The organism is Nostoc sp. NMS2, from assembly GCF_017115105.1.
GTDB lineage: Bacteria > Cyanobacteriota > Cyanobacteriia > Cyanobacteriales > Nostocaceae > Nostoc.
Map to the genome: position 1 here is coordinate 1 of NZ_JABXKH010000175.1, position 12,961 is coordinate 12,961.

Genomic DNA, 12,961 nt, shown 5'->3' on the forward strand with positions numbered 1-12,961 from the left:
GCATCCCAAATGTGCAAAAACCTTGATAGCCCTCATCCCCTAACCCCTTCTCCCAAAGATGGGAGAAGGGGAACTAGAGTTATGTCTCCCCTCTCCCAAAGATGGGAGAGGGGCTGGGGGTGAGGGAAAAGATTTAAGCTTGCATTGGGATGCTCCCTTGACTGTTGCTGTCCAACAGCGTTATTTGGGAAACCTAAATCTTTGAGGATTCTTCGGAAAGATGCAAATTGAAAAATTGCATAAATTTTCAACTCGCCTCAGTTAAGTACTAGAAAATTACAATCGCTCTGTTATATATCTCGACTTAACGGACTTTTTATCGCTCAATTGGCTCACCCTTTTGGGTGAGTCAGATATCAACCGATCAGATGACCTGAATGAAGGAAGCTGAAATTAATAATAAAGAAGATTCTATTACTAAAGAAACCGATCGCATTTTACCTAAGAATCACCTTATGAAACTCGTTACTTTAATAAAATCTGCACTTATTTTTGCTTCTATTACTCTTGTACCTGGAATCGCTGGCGCTCAAACAGCTACTAACAATAGTAGTGAAATAATCGCTATTAACTCTAACAATTTATCCACTAGTTCTACTTCTGTGAATTACCTCCAGCCTTTCAATCTAGTTACTTTTGCGTATCAAGGAGGTTTGAAGCAGCACGGCATTCCTAGTGGAGAAATACTAGTATTTGAAACTCAGAACAGAAAGATTATTGCAAACGATTTGGTGAAGGCTGCTGTTAATGCGGATAAATTACCATCAAAAGTTTTAAATGACCAAAATTATCTAAGTGCTGTTAATTTACAACTTAACGCATTGCCTGATTATGCTGCTGCTGATTGATTGGTTTTTCTTATATTTTTTCTAAAGCCAAATTTATGAGTATACTATATTCGTGTGCTTCTTACCAAATATAAATAAAAGCCTTTTATACACAGCGATCGCTGCTGTATAAAACAAAGTTACATATTGAAGAACAATTCCTAGATTTTGACAGAACTTGTACCTATAAGTTCTGTTATTGTGTGCTGAAGGCACGGAAAATTGTATAATCAACAACCTATCAAGCAAAAATTTCGTTTTCTATAGAGAATGACAGAAGTAATTAGAACAGGGAGCCTAAATAACATCGAGTCCATTGAGTTTGAAAAGCGGTGCTTGCACAAAGCCAGAGAAATAGGCGATCGCAATAGTGAAGTCATTTGTTTAGCAAGTTTGGGCAATGCTTATCAGTCCATTGGGGAGTACCACCTGGCAATTGAGTTTTATCAGCAATGGTTGGAGATAGCGAAAGAAATAGGCGATAGCGCAGGCGTTGCCAAATCTTTGTCTGGATTGGGCAACGCTTACCAATCACTGGGGAAATATCAGCGATCGCTCGAATTTTATCACCAGTGGTTGAGTATCACCAGGAAAATAGGCGATCGCACTGGGGAAGGCATTTGTCTAGGAAGTTTGGGCAATACTTATGAATACCTGGGCAAATACGAGCAAGCGATTGAGTTTTATCAGCAGTGGTTGAGCATCGCAAAGAAAACAGGCGATCGCACCGGAGAAGGCATTTGTCTAGGAAGTTTGGGCAATACTTATGAATCATTGGGGCAGTATCAACTGGCAATTGAGTTTTACCAGCAATGGTTAGAACTGACAAGATTCATCTGCGATCGCAATGGTGAGGGCATGGCCTTAAGTGGGTTGGGAAGTGCTTATAAGGCTCTGGGACAGTACCAAAGGGCAGTTGAGTTTCATCAGTATTCATTAGAAATTAGAAGGAATCTTGATGACCAAAATGCAGAAGCAAACGCCTGGTTTAATTTAGGTTTAGTGTTAGAAAAAATCAATCGAGAATCAGAAGCGATGAATGCTTTTTGCAATGCTCGCGGAATTTATCACACAATGGGAATCGATGCAAGCCTACAAGATTGTAACCATGCGATTGAGCTTCTTTCTCAAAATGTTTCAACCATAACATCTCGCTTCTGGTTTGAGAGATGGTTCAGTCATTTGTCGCAGTTAATCAAAACTGATTCTAACCAGTAATATCTTCTACCACTGATTCAGGTATAGCGGTTCTCGAATGGAAGCAATACTACTCCCCTTCCCTTGTAAGGAAGGGGCTGTTCTTGTTAGGTCTGTATTTCACTCAACTGAGAACCGCTATAATACAAGGATATTTTAAAAGCTTTTGGCCATTTTTAATCGCTAAACATAGATTAAAATCCACTTTTAAAACATCCTCTGAATCCAGTGAGATGATATCAAGAAGACGGATATTTATTGAATACCGCAACTGAGTTCTTGCCATCAAAAGCAAACACAGTAAACGGGTCTTTTTGATTTCCTATTTCCATCCCAGGAGTGCCTACAGGCATTTGAGGAACAGATAAACCAGCAACATTTGGCTTTTCTTGAAGCAAACGTTTGATGTCGTTTGCTGGGACGTGTCCTTCGATGACATATCCATTAACAATTGCTGTGTGGCAAGATGACAAGTTATCCGGCACGTTGTACTTTTGTTTAACTGTTTCGATGTCAGGCGTGGAAAAGTCTGTGACTTGAAAACCTTGTGTTTTTAAGTGGTCAATCCACCCGCCACAACAGTTACAATCGGGACTGTGATATACAGTGGCATTTAACGCTGTTGGTTTTGATGGAATATGCTTATTCTGGATGTGCCTAGTAGTACTTACTAGTTGAGCATTAGCTGTAACAGAAGCAGGAAAAACAGCTTGAGCATTACTCATAGAAGCAGTGCTTCCCAAGATGCCTAACACCCCTACTGTGAGACAAATCGTTACTACTACACGTACCAAGACGGGAAGTAACCATTTTTGCCAGCAATAAATAAACTGTTTATGTGACATCTAAAGCTTCCTGATTACAACATTGCATAAATTTGTTGTAACAAATTCTCTTCAAAAAGACTCTGCGTACTTTTCTTTTGCGCTTGCTTTGCGTGGTAAAGTTTGAAACTCTAAATGCAGTATTTGATTGGCAGTTTGCAAAAAGGTTACTGAATCAGCACGAATTGGTTCTTGATTTAATTCTGTTTTGAGAATCTGGATATCCCTTGCCTCAGATGCAAGTAAGTAGCGGATAAAATCTTCTGGATACTGCTCAACCAGATATTTCAGGGTGTTGTCGTATGTCACTTTGATATCACTTTGGACATAAACCCATGTAGAGATGTGATATCGCTACATGGTTTGTTCATAAAAATTTAAGTGTAAGTATTATTTATTGTTAGCGCTACTCTACGAAAAACGGTTGCTCGCTTATAGCGCTAACATTTAAATTTGGTGTCTTTTCAAAATTACATTGTCAAAGATTGAGGATTTGTTTCAATCAATTTTGCTAAATCTTGCAAGAACGCCGCAGCATGGGCACCATAAATAATGCGGTGGTCAGAAGTAATATTCACCTGCATTTGTTGCCGCACGCCAAATAAACCATCGGGTGTTGCTACTACTTGCGGACGGGATGCCCCGATCGCTAAAATTGAACCTTGTCCAGGCGGCAAAATCGCATCAAATGTGTCTACGCCAAACATTCCCAAATTAGACAGGGTGAAAGTGCCACTGTTGTATTCTTGGGGCTGTAGTTGTTTTGCTCTGGCACGTTCTACCAAAGACTTCCAATTCCGCGATAGAGAATAAATATCCACTGCATCTGCATTTTGCAACACAGGTGTAATTAATCCGCCATCATCCATCGCTACTGCTACGGAAATGTTGATATCAGAATGATAAACAATACCCTGGTCTGAATAGCTAGCATTTAACAATGGGTGTTTTTGCAATGTCACTGCTACAGCTTTCGCCAGTAGCGCTGTCATTGTCACGCCTTTGGATTTAATTTGTTTATAAAGTTTGTCTAATCCGTCTGTGGTAATTGTATAACCGACACGGAAGACGGGCACGGATATGGTGGCTACCATGTTCCGCACTACGGCATTTTGGAAGGTAGTTAGAGGTACGATTTGACCAGGAACAGCCGCTACCACTGGTGCGGGTGCTGGTGTCCGAGGTGCTGGGGATGCAACTGGGGCGCTGGTTGGTACAGGTGTTGGTGGGGCAACTGGGGCAGTAGCGGGTTGTTTGCCCTTATTGGACAATGCTTCTACATCTTCAGCGACAATGCGACCGTGGGGGCCACTGCCTTGGAGTGTAGTTAAATCAACTTTGAGTTCTTTGGCTAATTTGCGGGCGCGGGGTGAAACTACAAGTCTACCTTCTTTGTGGTTAGAGCCATTTTGAGATAAGGCAGGTGTTGCAACTGAGGCTGTGGCGGGGATTGGTTCAGGGGAAGAGGTAGGAGTAGCAGCCGCGCCAGAGGAATTGGCGAGAGATTTAGCATGTTCAATTTCAGCTTCAGTTTCGGCTATGAAGGCGATCGCAGATCCTACCGGGGCAGTTTCACCAGCTTCAACTATGATATGGGCAAGAAAGCCTTCATAAAAGGTTTCTACATCCATATCTGCCTTATCTGACTCTACAACCACCACTGTTTCGCCTTTTTCCACTTTGTCCCCTGGCGATTTCACCCAGGAGACGATTTTGCCTTCCGTCATGGTGGAACTCAGCGCCGGCATAAATACTTCGTGAATGCTCATAGGGTGGTTTGGAAATCAATGGTTTATGGACTTTAACAGCTTTCATCAGATCGAATTGTATCTTGGCGGGAGAGTTTTGGGCTGGAGATTTAATATTTTAGATTGGGAATTGGGGATTGGGAACTAATTAGGACTTACGCACAGGTAACGGAAAATCGTAGACGCAAAGCGGTGAGCCAGTCCGGTGGACGGGAACGCCTGCATAAAATAACTGGCGAACCCGTAGGGCTTGCCGCAGGCTACCACAGAGAACGCAGAGGACACGGAGAAATAGGAGTTTGAAAGGTTTCTTGCGTAAGTCCTACTAATAGACATCTCCAGAAATTAAATATGCGTTACCCAGAACCCTTGTAGAGACGTAGCACTGCTACGTCAAAACAATTCTTTTTCACTCATATCTCTAATGACTAATCGATTCACTCCAGGAACCTAAATATAACTTAGAGGTCTATAATACAGAGCTATCCTTAAGGGTTAGCCAATATCTCGTTTTAATCGTTGACTTGCAAAAACAACCACGAGTTTCTCACAGATTAAATGAGATTGCTATTTATACTCCTCATGCCGAATGCTTAAGATACAAGAGCTTCTCACAGGTAGAGGATATGGGATGCAGTTCAATCTAGAATTCAAAATTGGTAATAAACCTATTTGAAATTCCTGTTTACTTTTATGTCGGCAAAGCTAAAATTCTTTTTGATTGTGATACTGGGTATCTTTGCCACTGCTGGCGCTGGGGTCTATATTACCCAGCGCCAGCAATCTGCACCGATTGTTGAGACTAGTTATGGGCAAACCCAGCAGGTGAGAGCAATACATCAGTCTCAAGAGGTTGTGGCATACTCAGAGCGTTTCGATTATAAAACTATACCTTTAGAAAATATCAACTCATCTCTCCAAGGAAGCGATCCTGCTACCCTCGCTCTGAATGCCTTTGATAACATAGCAGCAGTGGGAGGAACGCGAAAGGTAGAGGTAGCTTATCCACAACGAAATCAGGCTTTAGTGACGATTACCCAATTCAAGCGGGGTGATGATGCAGTTAGTGCAGTTAAATATCGAGTTGAGATGTCAGCCTTCGGGCGATCGCTATTTATTAGTTCTCCTCCAGTCTGGCAAATAGTTTGGGCTGGCTCCCAGGTAGAATGTTTGGCTGGGAGCCGCTCCCAAACTAAGTTAAATCACATTTGTCATTAGTCATTGGTCACTTGTACTGAGCGTAGTCGAAGTATTGGTCACAAAACAAATGACAACGGACAAATGACAAATGACAAATCTAAATATCGCCACGAATTTCTTCTACAACGCCATCGCGCAGAACGATTTCTACTTGCATTTTGCTAATCAGGTTATCTCCTATCTCTACCCGGAAAAAGCCTTCCATTTGGAATTGGTTGACTTCCTGATCTTGCTGGAGAAACTGCACTTGCTGGAGATTTTGCAGCAACTGATTTTTTTGTTCTAGAAATTCACTTTTCTTTTGATTGACTTGGAGTTGGATATTGTCAATTTGTTGGAGGGTCTGGGGGCCGGGTGGTTGCAGACTCTGCTTTTGAATTGCGGCGATCGCTCTTTGTCCTTCTACGTCTAGCTGTTGCAGTTGCTGATCGAGTTGATTGATCTGGGTTTGCAGCTGCTGTTGTACTTCCTCTTTCCACAGGGGAGTCACAATAACTTTGACGTTAACGACACGTTTCAGAAGCAAATTAGATTTGGAGACATCCATAAATATTTCACGTTCACTCTTTACAGTTGGGAGGTGGAATTATCAGGCAAACATGCCGTCAATAATATCGTGATAACGTTCCGTGACGACATGTCGGCGAACTTTTAGTGTTTGTGTCATCAAACCATTTTCGATGGAAAACGGTTCTAGAATGAGTTTGAATGTCCCAATGCGGTCATCCGGTCGATAGCCTGGACGATTTTGCACTTCTCGATTCAATTCTTGCCGAAATAAATCCTGGATCATTCTACTCTCCCAGTCAATTTTTTGACTAGGTGAAGAAGTGGCCGGATTGTTTTGCACCCATTTTTCTAAGGCTTCGACATTGGGGACAATCAAGGCTCCCAGGCTGCGCTGATCTTGGCCGACGAGCATAATTTGATCGATGTAGGGCGATCGCAAACACGCATCTTCGATCGGCTGTGGCTCGATGTTTTCCCCGTTAGTCAATACAATCGTATCTTTTGCTCTGCCAGTCAGCACTAAGTCGTCTTGTGGTGTCAACCAGCCCAAATCGCCGCTATCAAACCAACCTTCAGCATCAATTGCTTTCGCTGTCGCTTCGGGATTTTGGTAATAGCCTTGCATAATCTGCGGCCCCCTCAACAATACTAAGCCTCGCTTCTCTATTGGTAAAGGCGCTTTTGTCTCAGGATCTACAATCTTAGCTTCTGTAGCGGGGAGTGGTAGCCCTGATGCACCAATCAAATTTCGCCAAGGACGGCGCACATGGGTTACAGGAGAAGTTTCTGTTAAACCGTAACCTTGCAAAATCTGCACACCAATAATTTCAAAGAAGTTATCGATGTGTCTGGGAAGCGCACCACCGCCACTAATCATCTGCTTGACTTGTCCTCCTGTGGCTTCTCGCACTTTGGCATAAACTAGTCGTTCTCCCAAGGCGTGGAGGGGTGATAAAGCCAATGCTTGGATCTTAGCTGTTAATCGTTCGACGGCTGAGGCATGAAGATTATTTAAATCCAATCCCTGAGCAACTCGCTGCGCTTTGATATATTTATCGCTAATGCCTAATAAAAAGTTAACTAGGCGTTGCTTTTTCGCTGGTTGTTCGCGGAACTGCTTTTGCACTCCTTCATAAATCGATTCCCACAGGCGGGGTACACCTACCATGTAATTGGGTTTAAATTGTCTCAAATCTCCTTTCACGGAACGTAAGTTAGTATAAACTTGCGTGCAACCTTGAGATAGTAGGTAATATTCAACAGTCCGCTCGTAGCTATGCCACGAAGGTAGAATACTGAGAACAATGTCGCCTGCGTTTGGTTGTAATACTGTGCCAAATGTTGTTACTTGGTGCATCAAATTTTTATAAGACAGCATTACACCCTTGGGTTTGCCCGTAGTGCCAGAGGTATAAATTAGGGTTGCCAGAGCGTCACGATTTTGTTTAACTGGCACAAAATTATGATTTTTCCCAATTTCGAGCAACTGTGCAAAATTCAGTATCTTTAGGGTTTCGTCTGTTGGTGGTGTTTCATCTGAAACTAAGATGACAAACTGAATTGCTAAATCTTGGAGACGATCTTGTAGTTTTTTAAGTGTCTTTAAATCCTCAACAACTATCGCCGTGCTACCGCTATTAGCGATGATAAACAGCAATTCTTCTTTTTCCGCTTGGGAACTACGCACCGCATCAACGCCTCCAGCAGTCATTATGCCTTGATCGGCAATAAACCACCGGGGACTGTTGTCAGAAATTAAGGAAATGCGATCGCCTACCTTCACTCCCAACGCCTGTAACCCAGCCGCAAATAATTGTATTTGCTCCGCCATCTGTGTATAAGTAATCACAATCTCTGGTTTGGCGTGAGGACTGCGGAGGGCGATAACATCACCAAATCGTTGAGATGCCAAAGGCCAAACTTCTGGTAGCGATTCCACATTTGTGTAATCTACCAACCGCTTTAATGCCTCACGTTCTTGCTCAGTGATGTTAGATAAAAAAGAAGACGCGGTTTGGGTTTTTGACATAACACCTTACCTAAATATCGTAAATTAATTGTTTTTCCAGTTTATTTTGTTATCCCGCTACAATAATCGTCATTATTATCCACATTTCCTTCTGTGTATAATAATTCCAGGAATTCCACGTTTATATTTACAAAAATTTATGTTAAAGTTAGTTTACATAGAGTGCAAGCAATAGATGTACTAAAGGTCAATCCTACACATAATATTATGCTTGCACCTCAAAACAGCGATGTCTACGACGGTCACTGAGCGAAGTCGAAGTGCGGGCTACGCCTACGCCTATTTTTCACAGGAGATGATTACCTATGAATTTGATAGACGCTATACTGCTAACGCTGCTCAATATTACTATTTGCATAGCGTTTCCTAAGCTTGTAGCTATCCTTCTGGCTGATAAAACCAAACCTAATGGAGTGTTGCGGAACGGTTCAAAATTGCTAACAGCCAAAATTGAACTTACGAGTTTTCCTTATTGTACAGCGTACTCATTAACAGGTAGTCAATATTGCAAATTCAGTCCTGATTTTTGTTCTAAGTGTTCTCCGAACTAATGGATTGTTTGCCAAATTGGAAAAATTTATTTTTTTCCGACACCTATATTTTTGCATTTCAAATAAGAGTTTATGCGTTTACTTATGCAAGGGATTGCTGAAACTGTTATGCTGTAAGTATTTATCATTTCCACACAAGCTTATTGAACAGTACGTACATACTTTCACAGTGCGATCGCGTCGTTCAGTAGTGTATCTATCTCAATTGTAATAATTGCAACCCATACAGCCCTGACTTCTTTCAGAAGTTGGGGTTCTTGTTTATCACCAATGATTCAGGATTGCTATAAAGATCACAAAAACCCGATAAATCGCGTCTCTTGCCTTAACCGAAGAGTATTACTAGTCCCGCCAAGACTCGAAGTGCAAGGCTAAGAACTACTTGAAACTCTTAGGCTTCCACTCCACCTTTGTTTCCTTGCCAGAGTTCAACTCAGTATATTTACTAATTGAAGTTAGGGTACACATATAACTAATATAACAATTAATATATTAATTGTTAAATCTATTACATGAGAGTCAAACTGCTTTAACGCCCAAACAGCCGACAGTTGGTAAGTTTCTTAATAAACTTCACAAACTTCTAAGATTGACCCAAGAAAAGTTTGCAGGAAGCATTGTTCGTAGTGAGCGATTCATCGCTCATAGCAAGGTTTATCAGGACTAAAGTCCTAACTACAAACTTTATATTTACACCTTGCTACTTAGAGGATGTTTTAAAAGTCTACTTGTCGGTATTTCTAGATCCCCCTAAATCTCCCTTAAAAAGGGGGACTTTGATTCCGGTTTCCTCCTTTTTAAGGGGGACTTTGATTCCGGTTGCCTCCTTTTTAACGTGAGTTCGATAGACCTCTCCCTCCCAGCCTCCCTCTCCTAAAAGGCAAGGGAGGAGTAACGAGAAAATAGGGTTTTTGCTCCCCTCTCCTCGTAGGAGAGGGGCTGGGGGAGAGGTCAAAATAGCAGTCGTCGAACTCACGTCTTTTTAAGGGGGACTTTGATTCCGGTTCCCCCCTTAAAAAGGGGGGTTAGGGGGGATCAATAATTGCCTAAAATCACAGCCAAACACTTTTAAAACAACCTCTTAGATAAAAACAATATCATGTACAACAACTTCTACAAACTATCTTGATTATCGACATATTCAACTATTAGTTCAACATCACAGGTTCTCCCATGATTCGGAAACAAATCACAGAGTTTTATCTAGAAGATGGCACAAAGTTTTTAGCTGAGGTTGATGAGCCAGAAAATAGCAATTCTCTTGTCCGTGTTGCCAGACCAGATGCTGGGCAAATGGTAGTTGAAGCTAAAAAGAAATTTGATGAAGTATTAGACCAAATACAACCTGTGGCTTCAGCAATTATCATCAAACTGAGTCAGCTTAATACACCTGCCGATGAGGTAGAGGTGAAATTTGGTATTAAGTTAAATGCTGTTGCGGGTGCAATTTTCACTTCTGTAGGTGGTGAGGCTAACTACGAAATTACCTTGAAATGGAAGCAAGACAAGGCATAGTAACAGATGGCATCGATTGTAGATAATTATATTCCAGCTTTTAGGTCAGCGATCGCTCGGATTTTTCATCCGAATGGTGCGGTAGTTGGTGTAGGTTTTTTAGTATCTGGGCGAAGTCAAAATTATATCCTGACATGCGCTCACGTTGTTACCTTGGCTCTATCTTTACCACAGGATATAGTTGAAGCTCCTAGTCATGATATTTACTTCGATTTCCCTCTAATTGCACCAGGGCAAAAACTAAAAGCTAAAGTTGTTTTTTGGCAACCTGTTGTCAACAATGTATCAACCTCCGAACCTGAAGATATTGCCGGGTTGCAAATAGAAGAGCAGTTGCCTTATGAAACGCAACCTATCAAGCTCATTTGGGCTAATAACGTCTGGGGGCATCCTTTCCGCATATTCGGTTTTCCTCACGGACACAATGATGGCGTTTGGTCTACGGGGGTATTACGAGACGGGCAAGGAAAGGGATGGGTGCAACTGGAAGACAGTAAGGTAACTGGCTACAAGGTAGAACCGGGCTTTAGTGGTGCGCCTATATGGGATGAAACCCTTGCAGGAGTGGTTGGTATGGCTGTGGCGGCGGAGAAACAGCGAGAAGATATCAAGACTGCTTTCATGATTCCGGCGGATGTATTGAGCAAAGCATGGGATGAAATAACCTTGCCGATTTCATCAAATACACATACTCAGAACAGTCCGAGTCGGGTACAACAACTCAAAATCAAAACTCTGCAACAACGCTTTGAGATTCTAAGCAGTGACTATGAAGCAGCTTACAACCAGCTTAACTATACACTCGCTGCGAGCGATCGCAATATCATTCAACGCCAAATCAATACCATACTACAAGAACTCGATCGAGTAGAAAGTGAACTTAATGCCATTTAAATGCAATGAAAAATTCTTCAGATTTCCGAAAGAAGTATCTTGAGCAGCTAATAGCCCGTTTAAAAAGTGACATTGAAAGTATTAGCGACCAAATAGGGTGGACGGTTAATGATGTAGATAAAAATAAATTGCAAAGGCAACTTGATAATAAATTTGAGGAAATAAAAAAAGCTGATTCAGAGTTAAACCAGCTAAATCAAGAATCTCTAGAGCAAGTTGACCCTGATAAAATCCCATTCACTAATCGGGATGCTGCAATTAGTGATATTACAGGAAATAATTCTCCTACTTATCGTCTGATAACGGCTCCCAAAGGTTACGGAAAAACAGAATTTCTCAAACAGATCCAGAAGCGGTTTCAACAATTACAATGGTGTTGCGCTTATGCTTCTATGTCTGGCGATCAAAGTATTGAAGAGTTAGAAAAGGAATTAGCTAGTTCTCTCAATCTTCAGATCCAAGAAGGAAATGAGTTGCCTTGGGGAGAGCGCTTAGGTTTATTATTACGTAGAAATTGGGCTAGGTGGCAATCGGAGGGACAGAAAGGTATTGTACTATTAATCGATCTGGATGGAAATGCACCACAAAAACAACGTTTAAGCGAAATTTTTGATCAACTTAAAGAATTGGGATGGAGAATTGAAAAATGTTTGAAAGAATTACAATTTTTTAAGGATAATTCCAAGAGTCTTCGAGTTGTGATTGCAGCCCGATGTCTTACAGACCTCCCCCCAGATCGGCTTTTTCCTAAACTAATCCTTTCTCCTTTTAACTGGGAAGTAGTTCAGGATACAGCAACAAAATATCTCAAGCCTATCGAGATGACCTCTGAAAGTCTTGCACTACTAGCAGGACACTTACTGTATTTAACTGGCGGGCATCCAGGAGGGATTGCTGAAGCGCTAAAAGTTTATCGAGGTGGCGGTTATACAGTTAATTTATTTTTAAAAAGTTATGGTAGTAAATTATGGGAAAAAACCCTAAAACATTGTAGAGATCAAATAAAAGAAAGCTTGGCTAAAGAAAATAATCATCTATATGAATCTATTGAAAAACTGAGTATATTTCCCATACTAAATGGTCATTGGATATTAAAGGAAGCCGTTAGAAGATTTCAGTTACCTTTCAGCGATGATAGTTTTAAATTAAACGCTGAACTGACAAAGACATCAATTTTTACTCGTGACAAAACGATTATCAAAGATGGAATGACCCGTCGGCTGCTAGTTATTGGTCTTCTCCGAGAAAGTTCGCCTGATAGCTTTCAAAAGCTTTGTAGCGAAGCGGCTCAAATTTGCTGGGAATATGTTCACGAGCTTAAATCTAAGAATGATTGTGCTGTAGCGGGAACTTGGTCAATGCAGTATTTTTTTCAAAGCCTTCAGCAACATGCTGGATTTATCAATTGTGGTGGCGATAGTTTAGCTTATAGACAAGAACTTCGCAGAACTTTCTTTGATGAAACTGTTGAAGAAACTATTGGAATATTCCGCCATACAGACCGAGAGCAAACCCATGAATTTCTGTCTACACTAAAATCTGAAGTAGAGCATGACTGGGAATTTCAGTTTCTTGTAAATTACTATCTCCACAATGACGAATATAATGATACACCCTATAGATATTTAATTCATAAGCTTGATGAAGCTATTCAAAATAATTAACT

12 protein-coding genes and 1 pseudogene are annotated in these 12,961 nt (G+C 41.3%); 8 read left to right on the plus strand and 5 right to left on the minus strand.

Annotated elements, in window-relative coordinates; translation table 11 throughout:
* Positions 1–377 precede the first annotated feature (377 nt).
* Positions 378–848 (plus strand): hypothetical protein, encoded by a 471-nt coding sequence (locus HWQ36_RS32300; RefSeq protein ID WP_292710597.1) that lies wholly within the window; start codon positions 378–380, stop codon positions 846–848.
* Between the two features lie 249 nt (positions 849–1,097).
* Positions 1,098–2,045, plus strand: coding sequence for a tetratricopeptide repeat protein (locus tag HWQ36_RS32305; RefSeq protein WP_292710599.1), 948 nt, complete (start codon positions 1,098–1,100; stop codon positions 2,043–2,045).
* A gap of 218 nt (positions 2,046–2,263) precedes the next feature.
* Here the strand turns inward: HWQ36_RS32305 and HWQ36_RS32310 are convergent, their stop codons facing one another.
* From HWQ36_RS32310 to HWQ36_RS32320, 3 genes and pseudogenes are all read right to left on the minus strand, one after another.
* On the minus strand, positions 2,264–2,869 hold the full coding sequence (locus HWQ36_RS32310; RefSeq protein WP_292710602.1) for a DUF411 domain-containing protein: 606 nt from the start codon (positions 2,867–2,869) through the stop codon (positions 2,264–2,266).
* A 93-nt stretch (positions 2,870–2,962) separates the two neighbouring features.
* Positions 2,963–3,157, minus strand: a pseudogene (locus HWQ36_RS32315) (hypothetical protein); the annotation flags it as partial.
* 161 nt (positions 3,158–3,318) lie between these two features.
* Positions 3,319–4,617 (minus strand): dihydrolipoamide acetyltransferase family protein, encoded by a 1,299-nt coding sequence (locus HWQ36_RS32320; RefSeq protein WP_292710606.1) that lies wholly within the window; start codon positions 4,615–4,617, stop codon positions 3,319–3,321.
* 102 nt (positions 4,618–4,719) lie between these two features.
* Here HWQ36_RS32320 and HWQ36_RS32325 point away from each other — a divergent pair, with 102 nt between their 5' ends.
* The gene (locus HWQ36_RS32325; protein ID WP_292710609.1) at positions 4,720–4,899 is read left to right on the plus strand and encodes a hypothetical protein; all 180 of its coding nucleotides are present in this window, start codon (positions 4,720–4,722) and stop codon (positions 4,897–4,899) included.
* 390 nt (positions 4,900–5,289) lie between these two features.
* Positions 5,290–5,814: a hypothetical protein gene (locus HWQ36_RS32330; protein ID WP_292710612.1), complete on the plus strand. Its 525-nt coding sequence runs from the start codon at positions 5,290–5,292 to the stop codon at positions 5,812–5,814.
* Between the two features lie 79 nt (positions 5,815–5,893).
* Here HWQ36_RS32330 and HWQ36_RS32335 read toward each other — a convergent pair whose 3' ends face one another.
* Both HWQ36_RS32335 and HWQ36_RS32340 read right to left on the minus strand, forming a co-directional pair.
* Positions 5,894–6,343 carry a YlqD family protein gene (locus tag HWQ36_RS32335; RefSeq protein ID WP_012412623.1) on the minus strand — a complete coding sequence of 150 codons (450 nt, stop codon included), beginning with the start codon at positions 6,341–6,343 and terminating at the stop codon, positions 5,894–5,896.
* Between the two features lie 42 nt (positions 6,344–6,385).
* Positions 6,386–8,335, minus strand: coding sequence for an AMP-binding protein (locus tag HWQ36_RS32340; RefSeq protein ID WP_292710617.1), 1,950 nt, complete (start codon positions 8,333–8,335; stop codon positions 6,386–6,388).
* Between the two features lie 229 nt (positions 8,336–8,564).
* Here HWQ36_RS32340 and HWQ36_RS32345 point away from each other — a divergent pair, with 229 nt between their 5' ends.
* The 4 genes from HWQ36_RS32345 (at position 8,565) to HWQ36_RS32360 (ending at position 12,959) form a co-directional block, all read left to right on the plus strand.
* Positions 8,565–8,705 (plus strand): hypothetical protein, encoded by a 141-nt coding sequence (locus tag HWQ36_RS32345; RefSeq protein ID WP_292710619.1) that lies wholly within the window; start codon positions 8,565–8,567, stop codon positions 8,703–8,705.
* 1,354 nt (positions 8,706–10,059) lie between these two features.
* A complete protein-coding gene (locus HWQ36_RS32350; protein ID WP_292710621.1) occupies positions 10,060–10,401 on the plus strand; it encodes a CU044_2847 family protein in 342 nt (113 codons plus the stop codon).
* Positions 10,402–10,407: 6 nt separating this feature from the next.
* Positions 10,408–11,295: a trypsin-like peptidase domain-containing protein gene (locus HWQ36_RS32355; protein WP_292710624.1), complete on the plus strand. Its 888-nt coding sequence runs from the start codon at positions 10,408–10,410 to the stop codon at positions 11,293–11,295.
* A 5-nt stretch (positions 11,296–11,300) separates the two neighbouring features.
* A complete protein-coding gene (locus tag HWQ36_RS32360; RefSeq protein WP_292710626.1) occupies positions 11,301–12,959 on the plus strand; it encodes a hypothetical protein in 1,659 nt (552 codons plus the stop codon).
* Positions 12,960–12,961: the final 2 nt, after the last annotated feature.

What these genes read in the sequence shown, in the direction of transcription:
- HWQ36_RS32335 (WP_012412623.1), bottom strand. Translation starts at nt 6,343, where the DNA reads ATGGATGTCTCCAAATCTAATTTGCTTCTGAAACGTGTCGTTAACGTC.
- HWQ36_RS32330 (WP_292710612.1), top strand. Translation starts at nt 5,290, where the DNA reads ATGTCGGCAAAGCTAAAATTCTTTTTGATTGTGATACTGGGTATCTTT.
- HWQ36_RS32355 (WP_292710624.1), top strand. Translation starts at nt 10,408, where the DNA reads ATGGCATCGATTGTAGATAATTATATTCCAGCTTTTAGGTCAGCGATC.
- HWQ36_RS32305 (WP_292710599.1), top strand. Translation starts at nt 1,098, where the DNA reads ATGACAGAAGTAATTAGAACAGGGAGCCTAAATAACATCGAGTCCATT.
- HWQ36_RS32360 (WP_292710626.1), top strand. Translation starts at nt 11,301, where the DNA reads ATGAAAAATTCTTCAGATTTCCGAAAGAAGTATCTTGAGCAGCTAATA.
- HWQ36_RS32310 (WP_292710602.1), bottom strand. Translation starts at nt 2,869, where the DNA reads ATGTCACATAAACAGTTTATTTATTGCTGGCAAAAATGGTTACTTCCC.
- HWQ36_RS32320 (WP_292710606.1), bottom strand. Translation starts at nt 4,617, where the DNA reads ATGAGCATTCACGAAGTATTTATGCCGGCGCTGAGTTCCACCATGACG.
- HWQ36_RS32340 (WP_292710617.1), bottom strand. Translation starts at nt 8,335, where the DNA reads ATGTCAAAAACCCAAACCGCGTCTTCTTTTTTATCTAACATCACTGAG.
- HWQ36_RS32300 (WP_292710597.1), top strand. Translation starts at nt 378, where the DNA reads ATGAAGGAAGCTGAAATTAATAATAAAGAAGATTCTATTACTAAAGAA.
- HWQ36_RS32350 (WP_292710621.1), top strand. Translation starts at nt 10,060, where the DNA reads ATGATTCGGAAACAAATCACAGAGTTTTATCTAGAAGATGGCACAAAG.
- HWQ36_RS32345 (WP_292710619.1), top strand. Translation starts at nt 8,565, where the DNA reads ATGTCTACGACGGTCACTGAGCGAAGTCGAAGTGCGGGCTACGCCTAC.